General features: G+C 61.6%; 24 protein-coding genes and 1 pseudogene. 10 read left to right on the plus strand and 15 right to left on the minus strand.

Translation table 11 applies throughout. The features are described from left to right. Both ACFQE0_RS27490 and ACFQE0_RS27495 read left to right on the plus strand, forming a co-directional pair. The coding region (locus tag ACFQE0_RS27490) for a type IV secretory system conjugative DNA transfer family protein (protein WP_378975820.1) at window positions 1-1,885 on the plus strand (1,885 nt) is incomplete at its 5' end. Window positions 1,886-1,889: 4 nt separating this feature from the next. Beyond that, window positions 1,890-2,108, plus strand: a complete 219-nt coding sequence (locus ACFQE0_RS27495; RefSeq protein WP_378975822.1) for a hypothetical protein — start codon at window positions 1,890-1,892, stop codon at window positions 2,106-2,108. Between the two features lie 184 nt (window positions 2,109-2,292). On the opposite strand, the gene ACFQE0_RS27500 is transcribed toward ACFQE0_RS27495, so the two are convergent. From ACFQE0_RS27500 to ACFQE0_RS27510, 3 genes are all read right to left on the minus strand, one after another. Next, window positions 2,293-2,502, minus strand: coding sequence for a hypothetical protein (locus tag ACFQE0_RS27500; RefSeq protein WP_378975824.1), 210 nt, complete (start codon window positions 2,500-2,502; stop codon window positions 2,293-2,295). After that, complete coding sequence (locus ACFQE0_RS27505) at window positions 2,499-2,699, minus strand: hypothetical protein (protein WP_378975826.1); 201 nt, start codon at window positions 2,697-2,699, stop codon at window positions 2,499-2,501. Before ACFQE0_RS27505 ends, ACFQE0_RS27500 begins: the two co-directional genes overlap by 4 nt. A gap of 1,590 nt (window positions 2,700-4,289) precedes the next feature. Next, window positions 4,290-5,198 (minus strand): replication initiation protein, encoded by a 909-nt coding sequence (locus ACFQE0_RS27510; RefSeq protein WP_378975828.1) that lies wholly within the window; start codon window positions 5,196-5,198, stop codon window positions 4,290-4,292. A 470-nt stretch (window positions 5,199-5,668) separates the two neighbouring features. Here ACFQE0_RS27510 and ACFQE0_RS27515 point away from each other — a divergent pair, with 470 nt between their 5' ends. Together ACFQE0_RS27515 and ACFQE0_RS27520 are read left to right on the plus strand one after the other, a co-directional pair. Further along, window positions 5,669-6,355, plus strand: a complete 687-nt coding sequence (locus ACFQE0_RS27515) for an AAA family ATPase (RefSeq protein ID WP_378975830.1) — start codon at window positions 5,669-5,671, stop codon at window positions 6,353-6,355. Next, window positions 6,352-6,753: a stability/partitioning determinant gene (locus ACFQE0_RS27520; RefSeq protein WP_378975832.1), complete on the plus strand. Its 402-nt coding sequence runs from the start codon at window positions 6,352-6,354 to the stop codon at window positions 6,751-6,753. The genes ACFQE0_RS27515 and ACFQE0_RS27520 overlap by 4 nt, the downstream gene beginning before the upstream one ends. A gap of 27 nt (window positions 6,754-6,780) precedes the next feature. Here ACFQE0_RS27520 and ACFQE0_RS27525 read toward each other — a convergent pair whose 3' ends face one another. The 5 genes from ACFQE0_RS27525 to ACFQE0_RS27545 all read right to left on the minus strand — a co-directional run bounded on the left by ACFQE0_RS27525 (window position 6,781) and on the right by ACFQE0_RS27545 (window position 10,027). After that, window positions 6,781-7,128: a DUF3768 domain-containing protein gene (locus tag ACFQE0_RS27525; RefSeq protein ID WP_378975834.1), complete on the minus strand. Its 348-nt coding sequence runs from the start codon at window positions 7,126-7,128 to the stop codon at window positions 6,781-6,783. Between the two features lie 265 nt (window positions 7,129-7,393). Further along, entirely contained in the window at window positions 7,394-8,689 is a 1,296-nt protein-coding gene (locus ACFQE0_RS27530) for an arsenic transporter (RefSeq protein WP_378975836.1), read from the minus strand. A 33-nt stretch (window positions 8,690-8,722) separates the two neighbouring features. Next, on the minus strand, window positions 8,723-9,148 hold the full coding sequence (gene arsC, locus ACFQE0_RS27535; RefSeq protein WP_378975838.1) for an arsenate reductase (glutaredoxin): 426 nt from the start codon (window positions 9,146-9,148) through the stop codon (window positions 8,723-8,725). Continuing rightward, on the minus strand, window positions 9,148-9,675 hold the full coding sequence (locus ACFQE0_RS27540; protein ID WP_378975840.1) for an arsenate reductase ArsC: 528 nt from the start codon (window positions 9,673-9,675) through the stop codon (window positions 9,148-9,150). The genes arsC and ACFQE0_RS27540 overlap by 1 nt, the downstream gene beginning before the upstream one ends. Further along, the gene (locus ACFQE0_RS27545) at window positions 9,668-10,027 is read right to left on the minus strand and encodes an ArsR/SmtB family transcription factor (protein WP_378975842.1); all 360 of its coding nucleotides are present in this window, start codon (window positions 10,025-10,027) and stop codon (window positions 9,668-9,670) included. Before ACFQE0_RS27545 ends, ACFQE0_RS27540 begins: the two co-directional genes overlap by 8 nt. Window positions 10,028-10,077: 50 nt before the next feature. On the opposite strand from ACFQE0_RS27545, the gene arsH reads away from it, so the two are divergent. The 6 genes and pseudogenes from arsH (at window position 10,078) to ACFQE0_RS27575 (ending at window position 14,206) form a co-directional block, all read left to right on the plus strand. Beyond that, on the plus strand, window positions 10,078-10,824 hold the full coding sequence (gene arsH / locus ACFQE0_RS27550) for an arsenical resistance protein ArsH (protein ID WP_378975844.1): 747 nt from the start codon (window positions 10,078-10,080) through the stop codon (window positions 10,822-10,824). Between the two features lie 177 nt (window positions 10,825-11,001). After that, the gene (locus ACFQE0_RS27555) at window positions 11,002-11,811 is read left to right on the plus strand and encodes a sulfite exporter TauE/SafE family protein (RefSeq protein ID WP_378975846.1); all 810 of its coding nucleotides are present in this window, start codon (window positions 11,002-11,004) and stop codon (window positions 11,809-11,811) included. Between the two features lie 115 nt (window positions 11,812-11,926). Beyond that, a pseudogene (locus ACFQE0_RS27560) lies at window positions 11,927-12,321 on the plus strand (recombinase family protein); the annotation flags it as partial. Then, entirely contained in the window at window positions 12,304-12,480 is a 177-nt protein-coding gene (locus tag ACFQE0_RS27565; protein WP_465264096.1) for a helix-turn-helix domain-containing protein, read from the plus strand. The pseudogene ACFQE0_RS27560 and the gene ACFQE0_RS27565, both read left to right, overlap by 18 nt. After that, window positions 12,480-13,685: a restriction endonuclease gene (locus tag ACFQE0_RS27570; RefSeq protein WP_378975848.1), complete on the plus strand. Its 1,206-nt coding sequence runs from the start codon at window positions 12,480-12,482 to the stop codon at window positions 13,683-13,685. Before ACFQE0_RS27565 ends, ACFQE0_RS27570 begins: the two co-directional genes overlap by 1 nt. A gap of 179 nt (window positions 13,686-13,864) precedes the next feature. Continuing rightward, complete coding sequence (locus ACFQE0_RS27575; protein ID WP_378975850.1) at window positions 13,865-14,206, plus strand: hypothetical protein; 342 nt, start codon at window positions 13,865-13,867, stop codon at window positions 14,204-14,206. 39 nt (window positions 14,207-14,245) lie between these two features. On the opposite strand, the gene ACFQE0_RS27580 is transcribed toward ACFQE0_RS27575, so the two are convergent. The 7 genes from ACFQE0_RS27580 to ACFQE0_RS27610 all read right to left on the minus strand — a co-directional run bounded on the left by ACFQE0_RS27580 (window position 14,246) and on the right by ACFQE0_RS27610 (window position 22,903). Next, the gene (locus tag ACFQE0_RS27580; protein WP_378975852.1) at window positions 14,246-15,352 is read right to left on the minus strand and encodes a DNA methyltransferase; all 1,107 of its coding nucleotides are present in this window, start codon (window positions 15,350-15,352) and stop codon (window positions 14,246-14,248) included. Next, window positions 15,349-16,767, minus strand: coding sequence for a restriction endonuclease (locus tag ACFQE0_RS27585; RefSeq protein ID WP_378975854.1), 1,419 nt, complete (start codon window positions 16,765-16,767; stop codon window positions 15,349-15,351). Before ACFQE0_RS27585 ends, ACFQE0_RS27580 begins: the two co-directional genes overlap by 4 nt. A gap of 406 nt (window positions 16,768-17,173) precedes the next feature. After that, window positions 17,174-17,401 (minus strand): hypothetical protein, encoded by a 228-nt coding sequence (locus ACFQE0_RS27590; protein ID WP_378975856.1) that lies wholly within the window; start codon window positions 17,399-17,401, stop codon window positions 17,174-17,176. A 240-nt stretch (window positions 17,402-17,641) separates the two neighbouring features. After that, complete coding sequence (locus ACFQE0_RS27595) at window positions 17,642-18,196, minus strand: hypothetical protein (RefSeq protein WP_378975858.1); 555 nt, start codon at window positions 18,194-18,196, stop codon at window positions 17,642-17,644. Beyond that, the gene (locus tag ACFQE0_RS27600; RefSeq protein ID WP_378975860.1) at window positions 18,193-18,756 is read right to left on the minus strand and encodes a DUF7678 domain-containing protein; all 564 of its coding nucleotides are present in this window, start codon (window positions 18,754-18,756) and stop codon (window positions 18,193-18,195) included. Before ACFQE0_RS27600 ends, ACFQE0_RS27595 begins: the two co-directional genes overlap by 4 nt. Before the next feature lie 18 nt (window positions 18,757-18,774). Next, on the minus strand, window positions 18,775-22,557 hold the full coding sequence (locus tag ACFQE0_RS27605) for an AAA family ATPase (RefSeq protein ID WP_378975862.1): 3,783 nt from the start codon (window positions 22,555-22,557) through the stop codon (window positions 18,775-18,777). Continuing rightward, window positions 22,547-22,903, minus strand: coding sequence for a plasmid mobilization protein (locus tag ACFQE0_RS27610; RefSeq protein ID WP_378975864.1), 357 nt, complete (start codon window positions 22,901-22,903; stop codon window positions 22,547-22,549). Before ACFQE0_RS27610 ends, ACFQE0_RS27605 begins: the two co-directional genes overlap by 11 nt. Window positions 22,904-23,152 lie beyond the last annotated feature (249 nt).

Here is a 23,152-nt window from a genome sequence, read left to right on the forward strand (position 1 = left end):
TTTCGGGGTCGATCCCGATACCGGGGCCGAGGTCGGAATAGAAACAGAGCGCCACGCCATCACCTTCGCAGGCTCCGGTGGTGGCAAAGGCGCGGGCCTGATTATTCCAAACCTCATGCGCTGGCCCTATGCCGCGCTGGTCATCGACCCCAAAGGCGAGAACGCGGAAAAGACGGCCAAGGCCCGGAAAGACATGGGCCAGAAGGTCGGTGTATTTGACCCCTTCGAGGACGCCAAAGTCGGCAAGCGCCTGCGCGTCTCGATCAATCCGCTGAACCCTGCGGGCAAACCTGACGTAGTGCCGTCCCGCGAGGACATCCTCGCCATTGCGGACGGGATCGTGCGCCGCACGGACCCGGAAGCCGACAAATGGGACAATGGCGCGCGGACGATCATCGCCGGGATGATCGACTATGTGTGCCGCGCCCTGCGCCCTGACCAACGCACCTTGCCCATGGCGCGCCGCGCCCTCATGCAACCGGACGGGGAACCCGGCCGTCCTGCCAGACTGGACGGCGAAGGCCGCGAGATTGAACCCGCCCTCCCGGCGACGGGCCTCATCGCCATAGCCGAGGAAATGACGACACTCGGCGGGCTGGCGACAGCGGCGGGCGTGTCGATCCTGACGGCGCTTCGATCCGGCCGGGGGGCCGACTCCGAGTACCTATCAGGCGCGCGGCAACACTCGTCATGGCTCGATAGCCCCGAGATGGAAGCGGCGCTGTCGTCTACGACCTTCAAGCTGTCGGACCTTGCCAAGGGCAAGGCATCCTTGTTCGTCGTCCTCTCCTATGGCCGCATGGAACTCTACGGCGCGTTCCTGCGGCTCGTGGTGCGGGTCGCGCAAAACACGATTGCCGAAGCAGGCAACCGGCGCGGCCCTGACCAGAAATGCCTGTTCATCCTCGATGAGTTCGCCACGCTCGGCACCATGACCGAGATACAAAAGGCGTTCGGTAATATGCGCTCCTACGGCCTGCAAATTTGGCCGTTCCTGCAAGACTACGGTCAGCTAGAATATCTCTACGGCAAGTCAGGATCGGGGACGTTCTTCGCTAACTCCGACGCGCAAATCTACTTCAACCTGTCGGACGATATGACCCTAGATCGGGTCTCCAACCTACTCGATAAGACGTTGCCGAATGAGGCGGCCGAAGGGCCGCCAGATCATGATGCTTTTCAGGAAGTGCCATTCAAGCCGTTCATCCATTCGAGATGGTACGAGTCGAAGGATGCGGCGCGCCTTCGCCACGAGGTCGACCAACGAAACGCGAAGGAAAAGCACGAGAGCGCGCGCCGGGGCCTCGATGACAAATACAGGCACAAGATGGCGGCGGCGGGCGGCGCACGGATGCCACCGGACAAGGTGGCGGAACTGACCGGCAAGCGGTCAGCGACAGAGCCGTCTGAGTTTATGATCGTGTTCGCCCCAGCTGGCGACGTTCTCAAGGTGAAGCTTGCGCCGTACTACAACAACCCGCTTCCGGCGCTGGTGCCTGTCGAGGCCAAGACGAACAATGCGATAGGAATGCAGGAACTGACACGAGCGCAAATGCTGAAAGACGTGAAAGCGCACGACAACATAGCAGGCTACAAAGAAGTCGGATATTACGTTGCAGAGTTTCTCATTTATAATATTCCGTTTACAGACAAGATCGAACAAGAAATTGGCTGGGCATTAGAAAATGGCCATTATAAATGGTATCTTGCGGGTTTTACGGCGCTCGTTGCTTTGCTCATATGGGCAGGATTTATAACTATCCCGAACCTGATTGGGGGTCTTATACTCCTGTTTTTCATCTTGATCGCGATCAAACAAATTTTGCCAGTCATCGGCTACGCCGTAGTTAAGTTTTACCGGCTAAAATTTTGGCTAAGGCCGTAAATAGATGGTCAAACGCGACCTGTTTCTGTTCGTTTTCTGGTTCTTTACGCGGTGGGTAATCGCGACGACGATTATCTATCTCGTGCTGGTCGAGGGATGCGGGCCTAAATGGGGATGGCGGGAAGGCGACGGCAATCCGTCGAAATTCGCAACGATCGGCGGTGGGGTGATTGCCGTTATTAGAACCGTGAACGCTCTAAGACAAAAGCTGTCCCAGAAATGACCTATCGGGGATAATGCAAGATGTTCGGGGGCGGGCAAACGTACTCGTCCATTACGAGATCAAAGACCGTCAGGAATAGACCTTTCGGCGGTATCGGCGTTGTCGGCTCAAAGAAAAAATCGGCCGCTTTTGCAAATATCTCGATCAACATACTTTGACAAATACAGGCGGCGCGCCGTTGCTGTCAATTTTCTTCGTCAGCCGTGGGCAACGTCTCGGCGCTGCCGGTGATCCTCAATTCTACAGGGACGATCACAACGGGGCGCATGGGGTTATGGCGCTCGAACGCCTTCCGCGCCTCGTCCTCGGTCCTGCGAAGCGTCCCCCAGATCAACGGGCCGTCTGGCCCGTTGAGGGAGGCGAAGCCACGCCAGCGGCGCGGCCGGTCGCTCATTCGTCGCCTTCGGCGCGGTCCCTACGGGGTAGGATCACGAGCTTGCCCGTGACGCTGATACCGTCCTCGATCTGTAAGGACATGCCGCCCTTGTCGAGGTCCCACGCCGCGCCAACTGTCGTGTAAGCAGTCTTAACTTCGCCCTGCGCGTTCGTGTATTCGCGTGATTTGAGTATGTCGTAGGTCTTTTTGGCCATGGTAAAATTCTCCCTTATAGGGAGTATTTCACAATATACGGCCTCAAAATACCGTTAAAGACAAAGGCCCGCGCCTTTCGGCACGGGCCTCGACATTTCGTCGGCGGTCATCGGCGTCCCCGCCTGTACCGCCTGCCAATATTACGAAAAAAGAGGCCCGTTTTCAACGGGCCTAGGGGCTCATTGCCGCCCCTTGACTGCTTCGCAGTCTCACCCGCTAGGATATTTGACCTCGGAAATATGCCTTTTACCGCGCTCTTGAAGCGCGGTGGCATGATCTGGACTGTTCAAGCGGCGGGTAAATCTTCTGTCTGCGTGGTATGGGCGTGTGCAATGTTCTTGATGCGTTCTAATTCTATGGTAAGTTGGGCTATGCCTGAAATAACAGACCCGCAAAGCCCGCCTGAAGAGGCGCAGAAGCCCCGTTTCTACTCTGGCGGGATCATAGACGACTATCCCGAAACCTCGGCGCGGTTGGGGTACAGCGACGATATAGCGGGCGGGCTGGGCCGGTAATGCCGTTTCCAACAACCCTCTACATGCTCCGCTCTAGCACGCTGGCCGATCTCGCGGACTTCTGGATAGAGGTCGGGTGCTGTCAGCAGATGACGAAGCGGCATATGAAGCTCTACAGCGACAAAGCGCCGGGAATGACCTTTGAAAGGTTCGACGGCCGTCTCCGGTGTAGCGTGTGCGGTCGCCCGCCTGCCTATGTCGTAATTGACGAGGCGCAACACCATCGCGCGGGGTCGCGGCGGTTCCTCGCGCGCGGCGATCCGGACCTTAAAACGGTCGTCTGTCCGCCCATCCCCAAATCCAAATGGAAACCCCTCGTCTAGGGCCTTCCAGCCGTTCCGGTGGTTCGTGATCGGCCGCGATGCTGGCCGCACCACAACACACCGCAGACAATTGCGGCGGACAGGGAAGGCCATAGCCTGCAATCGTTCGCCCTTCGCCTGCGAAGGGTGAGCGGCCCCCTACTGCCTGCCCCTCTACCCTGTTCGATTCCCGCCGAAGGCGAGAAGCGAACGCGCGCCGAAGGCGCGCCCGGAATCTACCCCGTCCCGATGCCTCCGGCATAGCGCCGCGCGCAAGGACGAGTCACCCGAAGGGCCGTAGCGAAGCGGAGGACCGCGCCGCCTGGTCGTCAGACCAAGCGAGCGCGGTTGACCGTTCGAGCACGGTGCTAGGCTGGTAGTAGCGGACACGAGGACTCAAGCCCGCGCCTGCCGCGCGGGCTTTCCATTAGACCAATCGGCCGAAGGCCGATGCCGATCTACTCAACGCCATAGCAGCGCCGCCTTTCCCATAAGGCTGTTATCCCGTTCTTCTTGATTCAAATGTTCTAAAGATTCATAGATTCATGTCGGCTTTTGCTTAACCTTAACAATGAGTTACCGATTTTAATATGAGGGATTCGGGGACTCCGATGAGGGATTCGGGGAAAAACAGCCCCTTATTATGAGGTTTCCGGGGCGTAAAATGAGGTTTCCGGGGCGTTATTATGAGGTTTCCGGGGAACTCTGACCGCACTTATCCACAGGGGTGGATAACCTCCCGCCCCTGCTGAACGCTCTGCCAAAATCGCAACTATGAGGTTTTCGGGGAAGCCTTGGCGCGGGCGCGTGCGTCCTGCCTCAGCATCCGGTTGACGCTCGGCATGGGGTTGCTGACTGCCTCGACCGTGCCGCCAAGCCGCGCCTTGCGGCCGACCTTGGGTCGTTGCAGCTCGGCATAGGCGTCGCTCAGCTCGTCCGCCCCCTTCTTCCACCATGATAGGCGGATGCCCGTGACACGCTTTCCCTGCTTCACGGGCAGGACGGCCATGGTGAAGGGTGCCAGTGCGTTCACCTCGGTGAGGACGGGCTTGAGGACGTGGGCGTTCAGCTCGCCAAAGCTCTTATACTGGCCGGGCAGGACGCCTAGCAGCTCGCGAAACTCATCGAGCGTGTACTCTGCGAAGGTCTTGAATTCGAGGTTCGCGAATTGGGATGCGTTCTCGTAAAGGCTGACCGCGTATTTCGAGGTAAAGGCCATCAGGACAGGGATCGAGATCTTACCCCAGATGGTTGAGTTTTTCAGGATATCGACAAGGCGCTTGTCGAAACTGTAGGTCAGCGCCCCAGCAGGCCGGTCGGGGCTGTCCATGTCGTTACCGCCAAGGAACTGCACGCGACGCGTGGCACCGTTCGACATGCGAACGGTGATGATCGTCCGCATAAGAGCTTCGACGGCCTCCTCGACCATCTCATAGCCCTTGTGGCCGTCTGGTTTGAGGTCGTCGATTTCGATTGTGTAGTCCCTGCCCTCTTCGACCCCTTGCATATGCGCGTTGTGCCAAAGGATCGTGATGGCGCGGCGGGCGTTCAGCGTCAGCTCGTGATGCCCCGTCACTTGGATCAGCTCGGCGGGCTTAATCGCTTCGCGGGCGCGGGGCGTGATATCGAGGGTGAGGACCTTACCCTCTGCTGGTGCGGCGTTTGCCATGAGCTTGAGCATACCGGCAAACTATGAAGCGCAAAAATGAAATTTCTCAGGGTCCGTTTCATAGTTCCCCGAAAACCTCATAGTACCAGCGTCTAATCCTGTAGAACGGCAGGGAAACACGTTGTCTGACAGTGCTTTGCGGACGTACGTGGCGGATGCGCCGCGCTGCCCGAAAACCTCATATTTGCAGGGTTTTTCGCGTCTCGGTTGAGGGACCGCTCCCGCGTTAGTGATCGTCACCCGCAGGGCTGAAACGGCAGATGCCGGTCCAGCTCGCCGGAACGGCGAGTAGAGCACGGCCCCGACAAGGGGAAACGCCCTGCTCTCATCCGATATCATGCTAGCATGTGATATCTAGCTATCATCTGATAACGAGATAGCTGCGGTTAGCTTTGGCTATCGTGATATCGATTGTTAGCTTTTTGGCTTACTGCTACGCTTAGCTCAATTGATTCATCTCTCCGGCTCAGGGGAAATTTCACATGCCTGTCATAGCCTTCGCCAACCCCAAGGGCGGGTCTGGCAAAACGACTGCGGCGCTGCTGCTCGCGACCGAACTTGCGGCGAAGGGTGCAGCCGTCACCGTCATTGATGCGGACCCGGAACAATGGATCGTCCGTTGGGCCGGTCTGCCGGGTAAGCCGGACAATCTCGACGTGGTGTCGATCCGCGAAGAGGATGCCCTTGTCGATGCCATCGAGGCGGCGGCGTCCGCCTCTCAGTTCGTGATTGTGGACCTCGAAGGCACCGCCAACATGATGGTGACTGACTCCATCGGCATGGCCGATCTGGTCGTCATTCCGCTCCAAGGCTCCGCGATGGATGCTGTTGGGGGCGGGAAGGTGCTCAAGCTGATCCGCAATCAGGAGCGGACGACAAAGCGGACCATCAACTATGCGATGCTCCTGACCCGCACGAGCGCGGCCGTCACGTCGCGGGCGCTGCGCGACGTGGTGGAACAGCTCCGTTCAAGCAAGGTCCCGCTGTTCGCGACGCCTATCGTTGAGCGGGCGGCCTACCGCGATCTGTTCTCCTACGGCGGTACGGTCGGGGGCCTCGATCCGGCTTCGGTCAGCAATGTCGATAAGGCGCTACAGAACGCCCAGGAGTTCGCGGGCGAGGTCCTGACCCGCCTCAACATCACGAAGCCCATGCGGAAGGTTGCATGATGACAACCAAGCCGCGCGCCTCCCTTGGTTTCGGTGACGACGACGACGCGCCGAACCCGGCTGAGGCGTTGAAGAACTTCGACCCAAAGGCGTTCCAGACCCCGAAGCCTCGGCCGTCCAATGATCGGCCGGACAAGGACACGATCCGCAAGGCGGGCGAGCTGGCCGGATTTAAGAGCAGGGAAGGGGACAAGCCCGCGAAAGAAGCGGCACCCGCTGCCAGAGCGAAACCGCCACGGCGTCAGCGCCACCTGACCGGCCGGTCTGAACAGGTGAACCTTCGGGCCACGCCCGAGATGAAGGCGCGGTTTCAGGCTTTGGCCGAAGCGCATTTTGCGACCGACGCGGATGCGTTCGAGAGAGCGATAGAGCTGCTCGAAAAACATGCGAGGTCGTAGGGCCGCGCGGTGCGCGGCCCGGTCGAACTAATATTCGGATGCCAGCATAACCGTGAGAACACGATGCGTCTTGGCAAGGTCGGCAGGGTCTTCGCTTCCTGCATGTAGCGATGGGTCGTAGTAGTCGATCTTCCAGAACACTTTGCCAGCGGTCGGGTGAGAGATAGCGCCGAAGTCGTGTTCTCCGTACGGATCGTTGTCGGGGCCGAACGTGTCGTAGGTGCGGATCAGTGACCAAAGGTCGATCTGTACCTCGGGCGGCAATGCGTTGATGCCTTGCGTAAAGACGAAGCGGCCGGGGATCGCGGGACCAAAGACAGGAATGCCCAAGCGTGACCTGAACTCGTCGTTTTGCTTGGCGATGATGTTTTCCATGTAGTGCCTTTCTCTGCTGCTCGGCGGATTATTCCGTCCGATGCGCGGAAAAAGGCGGGCGTTGTCTGGCGCGTCATTGCCAACACGGGAGCGAAGCGAATGGAGCGGGCGGGCTATTGACGCAAGCGGAGCGGCCAGACGGCGAACGCCTACAAGCGCCATCGAACCGGACGAATGATCCGACGACAGGAGAAGGCTCGAAGCTGGAAAATTTGATAGCTGAGGACGACGGGGGCCGAAGATGCGGCTCCCTCGACCATGGACGCTATTGTGTGCCGAGGAGCGGCAGCCAGGCCGCGAGGGCCAGCAGCGTAATCAGCAGCACGGGCGGGGTGATGACCAGCCCCACCTTCATGTACTGGCCCCAGGTGATCCGCTGGCCCTTGCTGTCGAGGACGTGCAGCCAGAGAAGCGTGGCGAGGCTGCCGATCGGCGTGAACTTCGGGCCGAGATCGCAGCCGATGACGTTAGCGTAGACCATCAGCTCGCGGGTCAGCGGCGACAGGTCCGGAGCCTGCTGGATCGAGAGGGCGCCGATCAGCACGGACGGCATGTTGTTCATGACGGACGACAGGATCGCGGCGGCAAAGCCGGTGCCGACCGTGGCGATCCATGGGCCATGTCCGGCCAGCCAGACCAGCCCCTTGGCCAGCTCGTCGGTCAGGCCGGCGTTCCGCAGGCCGTAGACCACGAGGTACATGCCGAGGCTAAACAGCACGATCTGCCAGGGCGCGCCGGTCAGCACCTTGCGGATCGGGATGATCCCGCCCCGGTTCGCCAGCAGCAGGAGCACGGCGGCACCGGCACAGGTGACGGCCGACACCGGCACGCCGAGGGGTGCGGTGACGAAGTAGGCGAGCAGCAGCACGCCGAGGAGCGGGAAAGCGGCCCGGAACACGAGTGGGTCGCGGATCGCCTCAGCCGGGCGTTCTAGTGCATCGACTGGATACGCAGTTGGCACGTCGCGGCGGAAGTAGGCCCACAGCACCACCAGCGTCGCGGCGAGGGACACGAAGTTCACCGGCACCATCACGGCCGCGTACCGGCCGAAGGTCACGTCGAAGAAGTTGGCCGAGACGATGTTGACGAGGTTCGAGATCACGAGCGGCAGGGACGTGCTGTCGGCAACGAAGCCGCAAGCCACGATGAACGCTAGCGCCGCGGCCGGTTTGAAGTCGAGCCGGAGCAGGATCGCGAGCACGATCGGGGTCAGCAGCAGTGCCGCGCCGTCATTGGCGAACACGGCGGCGATGGCCGCGCCGAGCAGCACGACCAGGGGAAACAGCCGCCGCCCCCGGCCGCCACCCCATCGGGCGATGTGCAGCGCCGCCCAATGAAAGAACCCTGCCTCATCGAGCAGCAGGGAGATGATGATGAGCGCGACGAAGGTGAACGTCGCGTCCCAGACGATGTGCCAGACGACCGGAATATCGCCCGGATGGATGACGCCCGTGGCGAGAGCGACCCCGGCACCGGCCAAGGCGCTCCACCCGATCCCGAGGCCCTTGGGCTGCCAGATGACAAAGACGAGGGTGACAAGGAAGATGGCGAGCGCGAGCATCAGGGTGTTTTCTTCTTGTTTGTGGATAGGGACTTAGGCAGTTGCGACGCGGCGGCCGTGCTCGTCCACGACCCGCTCTCCGTCCTCTTTGACGAACGCGCCCTGCTGCCCCGGCAGGAGGTCAAGCACGGCCTCTGACGGTCGGCACAGCCGCACGCCCTTGGGTGTGACCACAAGCGGGCGGTTGAGGAGGATCGGGTGCGCCTCGATGGCATCGAGGAGCTGCGCGTCCGTCAGGGCCGGATCGCCAAGTTTCAGCTCGGCGAACGGCGTGCCCTTCTCCCGGAGCGCGTTCCGAACGCTCAGGCCGGCGCGATCGAGCAGCGCGATCAGCAGCGGCCGTGACGGCGGAGTTTTCAGGTACTCGATAACGTGTGGCTCGATGCCGGCGTTGCGGATCATGGCCAGGGTGTTGCGGGACGTGCCGCAGTCCGGGTTGTGGTAGATGATGGCGTCCATCACGCGACCTCCGGCCGGGGCGAGGTGGCTCCGGCCTGCTGGCCGATCTCTCTGACCTTGGCGGACAGCGCCACCTGATCGAGGCTGCCGAGGGGCAGGGCGACGAACGCCGCGATGCGGTTCTTCAGGTAGCGTTGCACCGTGACGAACGCCCGCTTACGCTCGATCTCAGAGCCATCGGCCGCAGCAGGGTCCTCGATGCCCCAGTGGGCCGTGACAGGCTGACCGGGCCAGAAAGGGCAGGTTTCGCCGGCGGCGTTGTCACAGACCGTGAACACAAAATCCATCACGGGGGCGCTGGCGGCGGCGAATTCGTCCCAGGATTTCGAGCGCAGTCCGTCCACGGGATAGTCGCTTTCCCGCAGGATTTGGAGCGCCAGCGGATGCGGCTCGCCCTTGGGCTGGCTGCCGGCGGAATAGGCCCGGAAGCGGCCCTGTCCATCTTTGTTCAGCATCGCTTCCGCCAGGATCGAGCGGGCCGAGTTGCCGGTGCAGAGAAACAGCACGTTGTAGACGCGATCAGGCATGGAGGGTGTCTCCGGGCGGGCAGTTACAGGCGGCGAGGGCGGCGACGGCCGGAGTGCAAACCTCCGGATGGCCTTGGCAGCAGTCGCGCATCAGGAAGGCGACCAGCGCGGACAGGGCTGGGTAGGCGGCGCTGTAGATGATCGAACGACCTTCACGCCGTGAGGCGACTAGGCCGGCATGACTCAGTTCCTTGAGATGATGGGACACGGTGGCGGCAGAGACGCCGACCGCCTCAGCCAACATACCGGAAGCCAGGCCGGTTGGGCCTGCGGTCACAAGAGCTCGCACCAGGCGCAGGCGGTGTTCCTGTGCGAGGGCCGCGAAGGCAGCGAGGGCTTGCGATTCATCCATTTTCGATACAATCTTCAAAAGATAGTTTGAACGTATAAGAAAGTTGATCCTTGGACAAGCCCACACAGCCCTTCGCCGATGGCCTGCCGAACCTGAGCCAGGCGCACTTCGTCGTGCCGACCCGCGAGATCGTGGAGGCGGCCGCGCCGTTCACCCATGCGCCGCGCTTCCTGATCCTCTACGGCTCGCTGCGGGAACGCTCGTTCAGCCGCTTGCTCGCCTACGAGGCTTCCCGGCTTCTCGAAGCCATGGGTGGCGAGGTCCGCATTTTCCACGCGGACGGGTTGCCCCTTCCGGACGACACAACGGCCGATCATCCCAAGGTGCAGGAGCTGCGCACGCTTTCGATCTGGTCCGAGGGTCAGGTTTGGGTGTCGCCGGAGCGGCACGGCACCCTGACCGGCGTGATGAAGAGTCAGATCGACTGGCTGCCTCTCTCCGAAGGTAGCGTGCGGCCGACCCAGGGGCGCACGCTCGCCGTGATGCAGGTATCCGGCGGGTCGCAGAGCTTCAATGCCGTGAACGCTCTGCGTGTGCTCGGGCGCTGGATGCGGATGATCACCATTCCGAACCAGTCGAGCGTGCCGATGGCCTATAAGGAGTTTGACGACGCTGACCGGATGAAGCCGGGGCCGCTTTATGATCGCGTCGTGGACGTGTGCGAGGAGCTGATGAAATTCACGCTCCTGACTCGCGAGCGAGCTGACTACCTGGTGGATCGCTACAGTGAGCGGAAAGAACGCGAGCCGGAACGGCTGAGCGCCGTGGCGGCCGACATTGGTTTTGTGAAGCGTTAGAGGGCCGGCTTAAAGCTGGCACGGACCCGTTGTGCAAAAATCAAGACATTTGCACGACTGACCGGCCTTAGCTGAATCAGCCTTTTAAGCGGTGCGAATACCCGGTGTGAAATGGTTCAAAAGGAAAGTCTTTTGAACCGTGTTTCGGCCACGATATAGCCGTGCGACTATAACGGTATGCAGACCGTCCAACCCGCCGCCTCCGTCCAGCAAAGCAAGCCCGCCGCCTTCGGCGGAGGTGCCGTCATCGGGGTGCTCGGCGGCCTGATCGGCCTGGGCGGGGCGGAGTTCCGCCTGCCGCTCCTGATCGGCCTGTTCCGCTTCGGTGCCTTGGAGGCGGTAATCCTCAACAAGGCTATGAGCCTCGTCGTCGTCGCCTCGGCACTGCCCTTCCGGGCGCGAACGGTGCCGTTCGGAGAGATCGCGGCGCACTGGCCGGTGATCCTGAACCTGCTGGCGGGCAGCCTGATCGGCGCATGGCTCGGCGCAGGATGGGCAACGCGGCTGCGGTCGGAAACCCTTTACAAGGTTCTCGCCGTGCTGCTCGTTCTGATCGCGGCCGTGCTGTTGCTCGGCCATGATACGACCGCTGGGGCCGCCCTGTTCACGGGCTGGGCGCAGGCCGTGGCGGGCGTCGTTGCCGGGTTCGGGATCGGCGTCGTTGCCTCTCTGATGGGTGTCGCCGGGGGTGAACTGCTCATTCCTACGCTGGTCCTGCTGTTCGGCGCGGACATCAAGCTGGCGGGGAGCCTGTCGCTGGCGGTGAGCCTGCCGACGATGCTGGTGGGCTTCACGCGCTACAGCCGGGACCAGAGCTTTGCGGTGATCGGCCGGAACCGGCTGTTCCTGCTGACGATGGCGGCGGGGTCCATCGTCGGGACATTCATCGGCGGCCAGTTGCTCGGCCTCATTCCAAGCGCGGTAATGTTGCCCGCCCTAGCCTGCATCCTGCTGATTTCGTCGGTAAAGGTCTGGCGTCACGCCTGAACACCATATCTAGTAAGCGCAAAAGGGAACCCTTTTGAAACACCGCAAAGGGGTCCGTAAGTCGTTGCTCAATAAAGCCCTTGATCGTTCAAAAGGGTAGGCGCAAAATTCAGACATGAAAATTGGCTATGCGCGGGTGAGCCGCGAGGACCAGAACCCGCAACTTCAACTGGATGCGCTTGGCGCGGCCGGGTGCGATGAAGTCCATCAAGACCGGATCAGCGGAGCGACCTTCACGCGAGTCGGATTGGACAAGGCGCTTTCCGCAGTCCAGCCGGGGGGTGAGCTGGTGGTGTGGAAGCTGGATCGGCTCGGTCGGTCCATGCTCGACACAGTGCGGATCGTCCTCGATCTCGACCGACAGGGAGTCGGCTTCCGATCCCTGACAGAGAGTTTCGACACCAAGACGCCGCTGGGGCGGGGGTGCTTGCCCTGCTGGCGGCCGTGGCTGAGGATGAACGCGAGCGACTGCGGGAGCGTACGCGGGCCGGAATGCAGGCGGTCGCGCGGCGTGGGAAGCATGTCGGTCGCCCATCCTCGATGACACCGGACAAACTACACCTTGCAAGCCGGTTGTTGGGTGAAGGTAAAGGCCGGGCTGAGGTCGCGGTGTTGGTCGGCGTCAGCAAGTCTACACTGTGGCGTGCGCTCAAGATGAAGTCCGCCTGATGTCTCCGGTCACGACGAAAACAATAGGTCCGCTGCACCTAGAGGATTTGGAGCCGCATCGCTTCGAGGATTTAGTTCGGCAACTCCTGTATGATTTTCGCACTTGGCGAGATTTAGAAGCCACTGGCCGTTCCGGCAGTGATGAAGGCTTCGACGCGCGGGGTTGGGAAATCGTCGGTGGAGCGCCTCCCGTCTGGATCGGAGATGGCGACACTCCGGCAGGAGACGATGCCGATAACGATGCCAACGACCGGCAATGGCTAATTCAGTGTAAGCGTGAAAAATCTATCAGTCCTGCAAAGCTGAGGTCATATCTAGAAGATTTGCCAAATGTCGAGCAGGAAAATCTTTACGGCATTGTGTTTGTAGCGGCTTGCGACTTTTCGAAAAAGGCGCGTGATACGTTCTACGACGTGACGCGCCAGCTCGGTTTTCTAGAAGTGAAGCTGTGGGGCAAGGCTGAATTAGAAGACCAACTTTTCCAACCTAAGAACGATCATCTATTATTTGCTTATTTCGGCTTCTCGTTACAAGTCCGGCAACGTTCAATGAAGACAACCATTCGTGCGCGCCTTATGACGAAACGAAAGGCCCAAAAAGCGCTCACCGCGTTCACAGAAATTTTGATCCGAGACGCGTCAGATGAACGGTATCCTCATCTAGACCCGGACGACAATCTACCTGAGGTAAAGCGGAGACGGTGGAAGGTTTTTAGGTGCGCTGGATGCTTTTACGATGGGGTATATTTTACTGCTCGACGGTCCTTTGCCTTCTTAGACGATGATGGCGTGCATTGGGATATTGCAGAGCGAATAAACGACGCAATTCCGCACAACGATCCTTGGCGTATTGAGCCCCAAAACCGATCAGATGAAGATTGGAAAATTCGCACCGACACAATGCAGAAATGGGACGCGCTCGAAGAAAAAAACAAAGGTTGGCTAGAAACCTTCTTTGTACTGCCATACGATAGAATTTTAGCGATAGACGAAGACGGCGATGAGTTTTTCAGTCATCCACACGTCTACGTTGCTCCTTTTGGAGAGCGAGGGCCTTTTGCAGACTATTGCCCGATCAAGCTCGAAAATAACGAGCATTGGAATAAAGTGCAGATTTCACCTCTTGAAAGCACACGAATTGCATTCTTCGACCGTGCTCCACCAGAAGATGATATTAGCAAAAACTTTTATGCGGATGCTAAGTAGACTTGTCATTTCATAATATAGCACTGTGGACCGGTAGGGTGGTCCAAAAATCTTGAATTTCGAACACATAGCGCCACCTAGCAGGTCATCGTGAGCAGCGTGGCAAAGGGGACGCGATGTCGGATCAAATAGTTCACGTAGAATGGGGCCCTTTTTTGAGTTCTTGCTACATAAGCCTAATGGAAGGAGAAAAGTTCGGCCCTACATTGCACATCTCTGATGATATGTTTGGAGATAAAAGAGTTAAAGCCTGCGATCTTATGCGCGGGCTGACAAAATATGACAAGGTCAAGGTGCCGCTTTCCGAAATTCGGCCCTTCCTCCCGGAAAAATCTGCCATCTCCTGGAATGACGAACTAAAGGGCGACAAACTCATGGGCTACGAAATTCGTGGCATTGGTGAAGGGTTTAGAGCTTGGGTACAGGGTACAACCGGCGGCCACGATCAAGACTTGAATGAAACTCAGAAGACGCAGTTGCTCGCTAAAATTCTGCAAGCCAAATCAACTTTCTTCCCTTAACGCTTGTTATAAGGATATTTGTTGAGGCGGGCGAGCCTGCTACTCGCCCGAAACTTTCGCGCTCGTGATAGATTTAACTGACCCCGCGGCGTCCTTCGCAACGGCCTTCGTCTTCGGCTTGCCAGCCTGTGCCATCGAGGCGGGACGCTTGCGTCCGCCGTCCTCGGGCAGCGGGATAGGATCAGGACCGTTCCAGAGCAGGCCTGGTCGGGGGATTCGGTAGTAGCCGTCCTCGTCCTTCACGCTCGGACGGTCGATCACAGGCGGCCGGACGAAACGCCCCATCGCGCCCTCAAGATACTCTTCCACCATTTCGGCGCAGGCCCAGCGACGGCCAGTGCGCTCCGCGACTTCGCCCGTCACGCAGCTACCGCCAAACGGATCGAACACCATATCACCGGGATCGGTTAGCATACGCACAAAGTATTCCGGCAAGTCTGCGGGGAACCGAGCAGGGTGCGCCTTAATTTTGTTTTCCTGACAGTAGCGCATATAGGCGCTGTTGCTTTCCGTGTTCGGAATGGCGAGCAGGTTGGGCGGAATAGCAGCACCGTTATTGATACTGAATTTCTCGCTGATGTCGTGCCCAGATGGACGCAGCTTCGCCTTATAGCCGTTCGCCAGCAGGTATTCCATGCTGGGGCTGTAGGGCTGCAACACACGGCGATTGCTCGCGCGCGGCCATTCGCTTTTCGACAACCACCAGACGGTATTGATCGCATCCTTCACACGGATACGGCGGATGTTCACCCATTCGGCTGGCGTCGGCAGCTTCGACGGGTTCCACCAGTAAAACTCCTGCGCTAGGTGGAAGCCAAATTCCTCGCACAGCATGATGAGCAGCTTGAAGTGATAGAGGCTGCGCACCGGATGCCCGGGCTTCCACGCGCCGCCCAAGTCGATCACGAGGCTGCCGCTATCCTTGAGGATGCGGTGGAACCCCTCCGCGAACGCCTTGAACCAGTCGAGATAGGCCTGCTCGCGGACGTTGCCGTATTCCTTCTCCCGCGTGAGGCCGAACGGGGGGCTGGTCATGACGAGATCGACGCTGGCAGGCTTCATCGCCTTCATCACGTCGAGGCTATCAGCCAGATAGATCGTGCCGAGCTTCGTTTTATGGTAGGCCTTCGGCGCGCGCTTGGTCATGCCGCGCCTCCGTCGCCGAGGTCCATGCGTTTAAGCGCCATGGCGTGTTCAGCCTCGCGCCGGAACGCGTCGACAATGTAGGTCGCGTTAGCGGTGACAGCTTCGAGATCGGCCCGGTCGATCATCACGACGGCGAGGTTGGAGTCCGCCATGATCTTGTTGGCGTAGCGCCGCGCCTCCGATCCGATTTCGCCGGTCGTCACCATCACGATGACCGAGCTTTTGATAAAGTGCGTGAGGCCAACTTCCTTTGCGACATCATCGAGCGAAACGCGCGACGTGTTTTTGCATTGGACCTGCCAGCGGGAATAGATCAGGCGGGAAGAATGAAAGATTAGATCGACTTCCGCACCGCCCGTTTGGCTCGCGCGGAGGCGCGTGGCGACGTAGTCCATACCGAGAGTGCGCATGATTTTGAAGGCGAGAGCCTCCAGCGCCAGTCCCGCGACGTAGCGGTCCTCGGATGTAATCTCCGTGAGGATGTCCGCGAGCGGCTTGGTCAGCAGGTCTAGGAGCTTCGGGTCGATCTGGTCTTTAAGCTGATCGAGCAGCGGCCCCAAAACCTCGGTACGCACCTTGTCGGTGGGCTTGACCAGGAAAGGCTTCGCGCCGCGTCCGGTCGTGGTCTTTGTAGCCTCGATGTAGCCCGCCTCGATGAGCGCGTTCAGCACCTCCTTCGGCAGGCTCTTGTCAGGGAAGCGGACGCCGTAAGTCGCAGCTGCCAAGCGCGCGATCTCGTTGGCGGGCTGCGGATCGGTAACACTGGTGTTCGCCAGGGCGAGCAGGAAAGCCTTCTGCTGCGGCGTGAAGCGGGCCAGCGTCGGGAATTCGCCGGGATCAACGCCCAGCACCTCGCGCAGACGGATCGAGTTCACCTGCCACCGGCCGCCGACGATGACGCCGGCCTTGGCAAGCCACAAACGCATCATGCTGGGGTGCTTGCCGCCGCGCGGAAAGTTGACCCCACGCTCGCCGAGCGCAATGCGCAGCGTGTCGAGCGTGATCTCCTCGCCGGCCGCGACCATGTCCTGAAGGCACTGCACGAGGGTCATGCCACGCAGGTTTAGTAGAATGTGGCGCGCAAGCGCCTCGTACAGCGCTACCTCGTCACCGCGCAGCCCATAGAGGACTTCGCCGAACGCCGTGAAGCGGGCCTCGCGGTCAATGATGCCGTAGGCAATCAAGCCGAGCTTGCAGTTATTGGCGAGCTTGCCCCGGTTGTAATCGCGGTCCTCGTCATCTTCTGGCCGCGCGGCGTGGCTCGCAAAGTAGCGGGCCATGATCTCGCCTTCGAGCGCGCGAGGGTCGCCTTGGTTGACGTTGACGATTTCTAACAGGTCGGGAAGGACAATCTGAGAAGGAGAGAATTCGCTGCCGAATGGCAGATCACTCGTGGCTTTTTTCGTACCTGTCATGTCCCCTGCCTTCGCTGCGGCGTTTCCGACCGCACGAGCGGAAGCGAGGACTGTTCGGTCCCTGCGGTTTCCTTTTCGATTAGGTCCAGCACCGCGCGCCTCACGACCCAAGCGAGCGGCGCATCATTTTTGGCGGCAATCGACATCAGCGCTCCGTAAACCTGATCCTCCAGGTTGACGGTAATCCGTGCTGTTTTCTGCCTGCCGCGAGGTCGTGCCATGCGGCATGTTTAGTGCGGCACAAAACATGAATCAACGGTTAAGCTTGAACCTGTCCCCAGCCTCCTCCTTTGCGGTGGAAGGAAGGATAGGATGCGGACGCGCGAGGCACCCTGCGGGGATTCGGCTTTAATGTATGAGAGGACGTTTCTAATCGACTGGCGGGCCGGACCCGTATACCGCATTTTCACTGTTTGAATTCGTCAAACAGCGCGCTCATTTCCTTATCGGTCGCGAAGTTACCGACAGCGATATCGGCGTCTGCTTGATCGCATACGGCCTGTTCCTCGGGTGTAAGCTGGTAAATCTCGCTATCATCAACCGGGTAGTCCATGACGACGCGGGCAAGCTCTTCCTGCAAGGCGGGCGGGGCAGCGTTCAACTTCTCAATGGCCTGCTTTAATATCTCACTCATGGTCTAATTATACACGTTCCGGCGCGAGGGCGTAGCTTTATCGGTTAGTCCAGTCTGCGCAGTACGTCGGGCCTCGTCCACCTCGTCGGCTAACATCGCCATAGCGCCCCGCAAGAGGCCCGCGTGGGCCTTCGCCCACTCTGCGAAAGCGTCCAGCCCTTCCCGCCGAAAATAGGCGTCCTCGGCCTCGTCCAGCGCGTCCAGACAGTTGCGGAAAGGGTTCGCGCTCATGGTCGCCTTTCAGAACGGAATATCGTCGTCGGTGAGGTACGGCGACGGGCGCGGCGCGTCATGCGCGGGCGGCTCGTCGTCGGTGGTGTCGGTCCAATCCGCATCGTCCTCGATCACCTCGACGCCCACGGCCGCCAAGATGCGCCTTACAGCGGCGTTCCGCTCTGGATCGTCCGGCAACTGGTCGGCGTAGGGTTCGGCCGCGAGGGCGGCGGCCGTTATCAGGTCATTCGCGGCCTGCCGGTTCGGCGCGTCGTCGCCAAGGGCGAACATTGCCCCGGCAAGGTCCGTCTTACGCAGGCCCGCCGTCCAGTGTGCCAAAGAATACAAACTTCGCCCGTTCGCGTGGTCGCGGCCCGCGATGCAATAGAGGGCGTTCGTAATGCCTATTCCGACGTTGCGGAACATGCCTTGCAGAAGCGACGCCGCGACAAACCCCCGGAACCATCCGTAAAGGCTTTCCGGCATGTAGACAGTAACGGGAACCCACGGTTCCGAACGGCCGGTTTCCGGTGCGGGTTCGGGCCAATGCCCGCGCGCCTTTGCCGTGGTCGGCTCCTTCATCGGCTGTGGTCGTTGTCGTCTGTGCGGTCGGCCCTCGGCGCGCTCGTGTGGCGCGCGGGTCCGCCCGTCGTCCAGTCCTTCGAGGACATCGGCGCGGGGCTGGCTTTTTTGTCCGCGAAAAAGCCCATCGGGTTCGATCCTCTCGCGGGTCGGTCTTCCTGCTGTTCTTCTTTGACCGGCCGCGCCTGATACTCCTGCGCGGACTGGCTCCGTATCTGTTCCGGGACATCCTTACCGAAAGCGGCCTTCACATCACTAAGGGCGGCTTTCGTGCGGCCGTCGAACAATCCGGGTTTGGTGCTCCACCCTCGATCATAGTTCGCGACTTCCTTGCCGTCCCTGTGAATTTGAAGCTTAGAAATACGGCCACCATCTATGCCGTGTTCGCTTCCGACATCGTAGACCTTGGCGCGGAACGTGTAGCCGTCATGTCCTGTGACGTTGCCCTGTAAGTGAAAGTCTTTAACGGGATCGCCTTTCGTGATTTCCACCTTCGCGGCGTCGTAGTATTGCAGGCGTCTGCGTTCGATATCGTCTTTCTGCGTCTCCGTTGTTCCCATGGCCTAACCTCCCGTTGTTCATTTGATATCGTGGCTCTTGTCGTCGCTGTTGTCGCCGCTCGGCGCGCTCGTGTGACGGGCGGGCGTTGCGGCCTTCGTCCAGTCCTTCCGGCTCGTCGGTGTCGGCGCAGGCGGTGCCGCGCGCTGTGTCCAGTCCTTTGCCCGCTGTGACGGCTCGCGCTCGGCCTCGCGGGGCTTCGTCCAATCAAGGTTTGGCTTTGCCCGTTGCGGCGTCGCGGCCTGCGTCCAGTCCTTGCGGACGGCAACGGGCGGGGCCTGTGGCCCGCCCTGCTGTCGATCGGCCGCCGCCTTCGTCTTGTCGATCGGCGGCACGGGTGACGGCTCCCGCTTCACGGGCGGCACGTTGCCCGCTGGCGTCGGCCGGTCGAACGTCTCCGCGCGGCTCTGCGCGGGCGGCACGGCAGGCCGGGTGTCCCGGCCTCTCTCGTGTTCGATTTTCCGGGCCTGCGGCTCCGGTGCTGGTATCCTCGGCGCGGCCTCGCGGGGCTTCGTCCAATCGAGGTTCGGCGTCGGCCGGGGCGCGGGCGGTGCCTGCGCCCAGTCCTTCCGTGCTGGCACGGGCGGCGGCGCTCGCGTCACGGGTGGCACGATGCCGGCCGGCGTGGGCGCCGGCCGTGCCTGCACCTCTGCCGGCTTCGGAACAGGTGGCGGCGTAGGCGCCACGGCCTGCGGCCTGTCGTGGCCCTGCTTCGGGGCGTGCGGCTGTGCCGGTGACGGTGTTGGCGCGGGCGGTGCCGGTGCCTTCGGGACGGGCCGGGCCTCGGCCATGCGGTTGGAAACATCCGCGCGCCTGGTCTGCTCGTCAGACCAAGCCGCGCGGCCGTCCCTACGGGCGGTCTTGGCGTCTAGCTGTCGCCGCATCCGTTCGCGCTCGGCCTCGCGTGTGGCCTGCGCCTGTGCGCGCTCCGCGCCCTCGGCGCGCTTGCGGTCCCGCTCTGCATAAAGGGCGTTCCACTCGCCCCGGATTTGCTTGTTCTCCTGCCCGTGGCGGGCCGTCATATCCGCCTTTGCCTTGGCGAAGGTGGTGCGGCTCTCGGCAAGCTGGCGGTCGCGGGCTTCCTTGATCTGCCCGACCTTCTGTGCGGCCTGCGTCTTGAGCGAGTCCGATAGCAGGCGGCCCGCTTCGTTCTGGCGGGCCTCGAACGCCGTGCGCCGTGCGTCCTTCGATGCGAGGTAGCCCGCCGCCATGGTGATAAATCTGCGGTCAGATCCATCGCCGCGGATCTGCCGCGCCGTCACGGCCTCGATGGCGTTCCGGACCTTGCCGGTAAGGTGCCGCTCCCGCTTTTCGAACCGCTCCCGCTCGGCCTGCTGGCGGCGCTGTTGCTCGGCCAGTGCTTTTCGGCTCTCGGCCTTGGCCGTGGTGGTTGCCGCCCTGATTTCCGTCTTGGCGGCGTCTAGGATCGCCGCGCGCCGCGCCTGCTGGTCCGGCCATAGCTTCGCCCGCTCTGCCGCGTGGCGGGCCTTCTGCGCGTCGTGGGCGCGCTTTAGCGCCTCGCCCGGTGACTTGGCCGGGTCGAGGGCTTTAGGCGTCTCCTCGGGCAACCTCGGGGATTTGGCGGCCTGTTCGGACATTTGGCGTTGGGCCATGTCCGCCCCGCCCGCGTGGCGCTCGCTCTGCGTCTGCCGGTTCTGAACGGGAGCAGGGGCAGGCCGTGAGGCCGGGGGCTTCGCCTCGTAGTCAAGGCTGGTGTCTTTCAGGGACGCGCGCCCGAGACGCTTCGTCATGGCGTCCCGGCTGTCAAAATCCTCGGCCGAATAATGCACGTCCACCCGGTCCCGGTGGCGGCTCATCGCAACGTAGGTTGAATGGCGGTCAAGGTTCCGGCTGGCCAGAAGGTGCGCCCGGTCCACGGTCACGCCTTGGCTCTTATGGATCGTCGCCGCATAGCCGTGGTCAATGTGGTTGTAATCGTCCGTGCTGAACGTGACGCGGCGGCCGGACTCGCTGTCGAGCCTCACGGTGACGGTCTTGCGCTCGATGCGCTCAACCGTCGCCAAGGTGCCATTGCGGACGCCTAGCCCCGCGTCATTCTTCAAGAAATAGATGCGGTCGGCGGCGGCGAAGTCCCGTTTTCCGGTGGCCGTCTCTAGCGCGTGATCGGGGCCTAGCTCGCCCGCCTCGCGGCGGACGGTGCGGGCGCGGTCGTTCAGGTCGCGCACGTCAACGCGCTTATAGGCAAGGATGATCTGGCTCGCCTCGGGCCGTGTGGTGGCCTCTGTCCGCCATGCCGCGACAAGGGCCGCTTTGGCGTCGTCGTGGGTCTTGTGGGCGTGGACCATCCCGGCCGCCTCGTACCGTTCGACGGCGGCGGCCGTGGATGCTGTCGCAAGTTCGCGGGTCGCCTCCTGTTGCCACGTCTCCCGCTGACGCCGCACGGTGTCGATGTTGGCCGCCCCGAAACGGTCGGCCATCATCCGGAACGCGCCGCCCGCCTCGATGGCCTGTAGCTGTTCGGGGTCGCCGATCAGCACGACCTTCGCGCGCCCCTTCCGCGCAAAGGCTAGGATGCGCTCCATCTGGCGGCTTCCGATCATGCCCGCCTCGTCCACTACGATGACGTCGTTTCGGGTAGGTAGGTCCTGCCCCTGCTCCCATCGCCACAAGCGACTGCGTATCGTCTTGCTGTCGATGCCGGACCCGGCCTTGAGGCTGTCGGTCGCGATGCCGGACAAGGCAACGCCCTTCACGGTGAGGCCCGCCGCCTCCCATGATTCACGGGCCGCGCCCATCATCGTGCTTTTCCCGGTGCCTGCTATGCCGACGATCAGGGACAGGCGTTCCGGCCCTAGAACGTGCGCAAGGGCGGCCGTCTGGTCCTCGGTCAGCGTCAGGCCCTTCGGCTCGATGGCGCGCACCGCGCGGGCCGTCCGGCCGTGCAACGTCACGGCATGGTCCAACATGCGCCGCTCGATTGTCTGGTGATCGCGGGTGGTGAACCGCTCGCGCCCTTCCTCGTCCTGACCAACCGCGACCAGCTCGGGCGATGCCTCCAAGCGGGCGAGGACGGCCCGGAACGTGTCGGCGCTGTCTGTATGACGGTAGACATACCGCGCGAGGTCTTGGCGCGTGAAGGTGGACCGGTCGCGGGTCAGTGTAGACAAGGCTACATCCGCCTGCTGGCCCTCGGCCTGCTGGCGGGCCTTCTTCTCCCGCCTGTCCCGCGCCCATGAAGCGGAAGGCCCGTTCTCATAGGCTGGCCGGTTACGGGCCGCCTCGCGCGCCTCGGCCGCCTTCTGGCGCTTCGGGGTGACGATCTGGCCCCGCTCGCGCTCATAGCGGGCGGCGAGGTCGGACAGGATCGTCTGGCTTCGGCCGAACGGGTGCGTCTTGCCCGTGGTCGGGTCCACCCGGTTTATGATGACGTGGACATGCGGATGGGCGGTGTCGTTGTGGCAGACGATGACGGCTTGCAGGTGCGAGGCTTTGAGGGCCTTGATTGACCGGTCTGCGAAAGCCCGCATTTCCTCCCGTGTCAGGGTCGCTTTGGCGGCTGGCTCCCATGCGAGGCTGTAGGCGAACACGGGTCCGGCCGTGGCTTTCCGGCCCGTGTTCCTGACCCCGGCCGCGTGTTTCAGGTCCTCGGCCTGCGCATGGGTTGCCCGCATGATCCGCCAAGCCATGTGTAAATCGTCTGTCCCGAGATTGCGGGTTTCCGTCCATTCGACGCGGTTCGAGGTCGTCGGGTGCGGCTGGCTCGCGTCCGCGCGCTTGTCGTTCAGGTAGTACGCAAACGAGCCTTTGAAGCTGTGGCCCTCGCCCGCGATTTTAGGGGTCATAGGCGGCAACCTTCGCCATAGCGCCCCGCAATTCCGCAAGCGTGGCGGCCATGCTGAACGACAGTTCGCCCGTAAGATGCATTCGCGCGGTGATCTGGTTTAGGTTGTTGCCGATCCGGTTTAGTTCGACCAGGAGCCGGTCAGCGTCGGCCGTGGGCCGTGGGCGGACGGTCTGGCCAAGGGCCGCGCGGCGGACAAACTCGGACATGTCGAGGCCCGCCCGTGCGGCCTTTTCCTCGATGGCCTGCCGCTCTCTCGCGGTTACGCGGGCGGCTGGTAGCCATGCCGCGCGAAGGTCGGGCGCGGGCTTCCTCGGTCGTCCGGTCCTGCGTCGTGCCGCGTCCATAGTCGCGCCTCGGCGGGGGGTTCAGGGGGCCGCTTTGCGCCCTCTGACGAGTGTTTTTGTATCACAAAAACCCAACTCGCTACTCCGCTCAATCTATAACTGTATCGCTCCGCAATTAAAGCCCCCTTAAGGGTGCAGACTCGGAAAAATGCTCTGCTACAATTGGCCAACGCCAAGCTGTATCGGGTCGCTCTCGATGGCCGTCGATTTCACCTCATGCGCCTCGTATCCGTATAAAAAAGGCTCGCT

The organism is Methylobacterium komagatae (assembly GCF_042661665.1).
GTDB lineage: Bacteria > Pseudomonadota > Alphaproteobacteria > Rhizobiales > Beijerinckiaceae > Methylobacterium > Methylobacterium komagatae.

Coding starts and splice junctions, on each gene's coding strand:
- ACFQE0_RS27605 (WP_378975862.1), bottom strand. CDS start 22,557: ATGACCCCTAAAATCGCGGGCGAGGGCCACAGCTTCAAAGGCTCGTTT.
- ACFQE0_RS27505 (WP_378975826.1), bottom strand. CDS start 2,699: ATGGCCAAAAAGACCTACGACATACTCAAATCACGCGAATACACGAAC.
- ACFQE0_RS27545 (WP_378975842.1), bottom strand. CDS start 10,027: ATGGATGAATCGCAAGCCCTCGCTGCCTTCGCGGCCCTCGCACAGGAA.
- ACFQE0_RS27580 (WP_378975852.1), bottom strand. CDS start 15,352: ATGACCAAGCGCGCGCCGAAGGCCTACCATAAAACGAAGCTCGGCACG.
- ACFQE0_RS27495 (WP_378975822.1), top strand. CDS start 1,890: ATGGTCAAACGCGACCTGTTTCTGTTCGTTTTCTGGTTCTTTACGCGG.
- ACFQE0_RS27570 (WP_378975848.1), top strand. CDS start 12,480: ATGTCTCCGGTCACGACGAAAACAATAGGTCCGCTGCACCTAGAGGAT.
- ACFQE0_RS27520 (WP_378975832.1), top strand. CDS start 6,352: ATGATGACAACCAAGCCGCGCGCCTCCCTTGGTTTCGGTGACGACGAC.
- ACFQE0_RS27610 (WP_378975864.1), bottom strand. CDS start 22,903: ATGGACGCGGCACGACGCAGGACCGGACGACCGAGGAAGCCCGCGCCC.
- ACFQE0_RS27500 (WP_378975824.1), bottom strand. CDS start 2,502: ATGAGCGACCGGCCGCGCCGCTGGCGTGGCTTCGCCTCCCTCAACGGG.
- ACFQE0_RS27555 (WP_378975846.1), top strand. CDS start 11,002: ATGCAGACCGTCCAACCCGCCGCCTCCGTCCAGCAAAGCAAGCCCGCC.
- ACFQE0_RS27530 (WP_378975836.1), bottom strand. CDS start 8,689: ATGCTCGCGCTCGCCATCTTCCTTGTCACCCTCGTCTTTGTCATCTGG.
- ACFQE0_RS27595 (WP_378975858.1), bottom strand. CDS start 18,196: ATGAAGGAGCCGACCACGGCAAAGGCGCGCGGGCATTGGCCCGAACCC.
- ACFQE0_RS27515 (WP_378975830.1), top strand. CDS start 5,669: ATGCCTGTCATAGCCTTCGCCAACCCCAAGGGCGGGTCTGGCAAAACG.
- ACFQE0_RS27540 (WP_378975840.1), bottom strand. CDS start 9,675: ATGCCTGATCGCGTCTACAACGTGCTGTTTCTCTGCACCGGCAACTCG.
- ACFQE0_RS27575 (WP_378975850.1), top strand. CDS start 13,865: ATGGAAGGAGAAAAGTTCGGCCCTACATTGCACATCTCTGATGATATG.
- ACFQE0_RS27525 (WP_378975834.1), bottom strand. CDS start 7,128: ATGGAAAACATCATCGCCAAGCAAAACGACGAGTTCAGGTCACGCTTG.
- arsC (WP_378975838.1), bottom strand. CDS start 9,148: ATGGACGCCATCATCTACCACAACCCGGACTGCGGCACGTCCCGCAAC.
- ACFQE0_RS27600 (WP_378975860.1), bottom strand. CDS start 18,756: ATGGGAACAACGGAGACGCAGAAAGACGATATCGAACGCAGACGCCTG.
- ACFQE0_RS27510 (WP_378975828.1), bottom strand. CDS start 5,198: ATGCTCAAGCTCATGGCAAACGCCGCACCAGCAGAGGGTAAGGTCCTC.
- ACFQE0_RS27585 (WP_378975854.1), bottom strand. CDS start 16,767: ATGACAGGTACGAAAAAAGCCACGAGTGATCTGCCATTCGGCAGCGAA.
- ACFQE0_RS27565 (WP_465264096.1), top strand. CDS start 12,304: ATGCAGGCGGTCGCGCGGCGTGGGAAGCATGTCGGTCGCCCATCCTCG.
- ACFQE0_RS27590 (WP_378975856.1), bottom strand. CDS start 17,401: ATGAGTGAGATATTAAAGCAGGCCATTGAGAAGTTGAACGCTGCCCCG.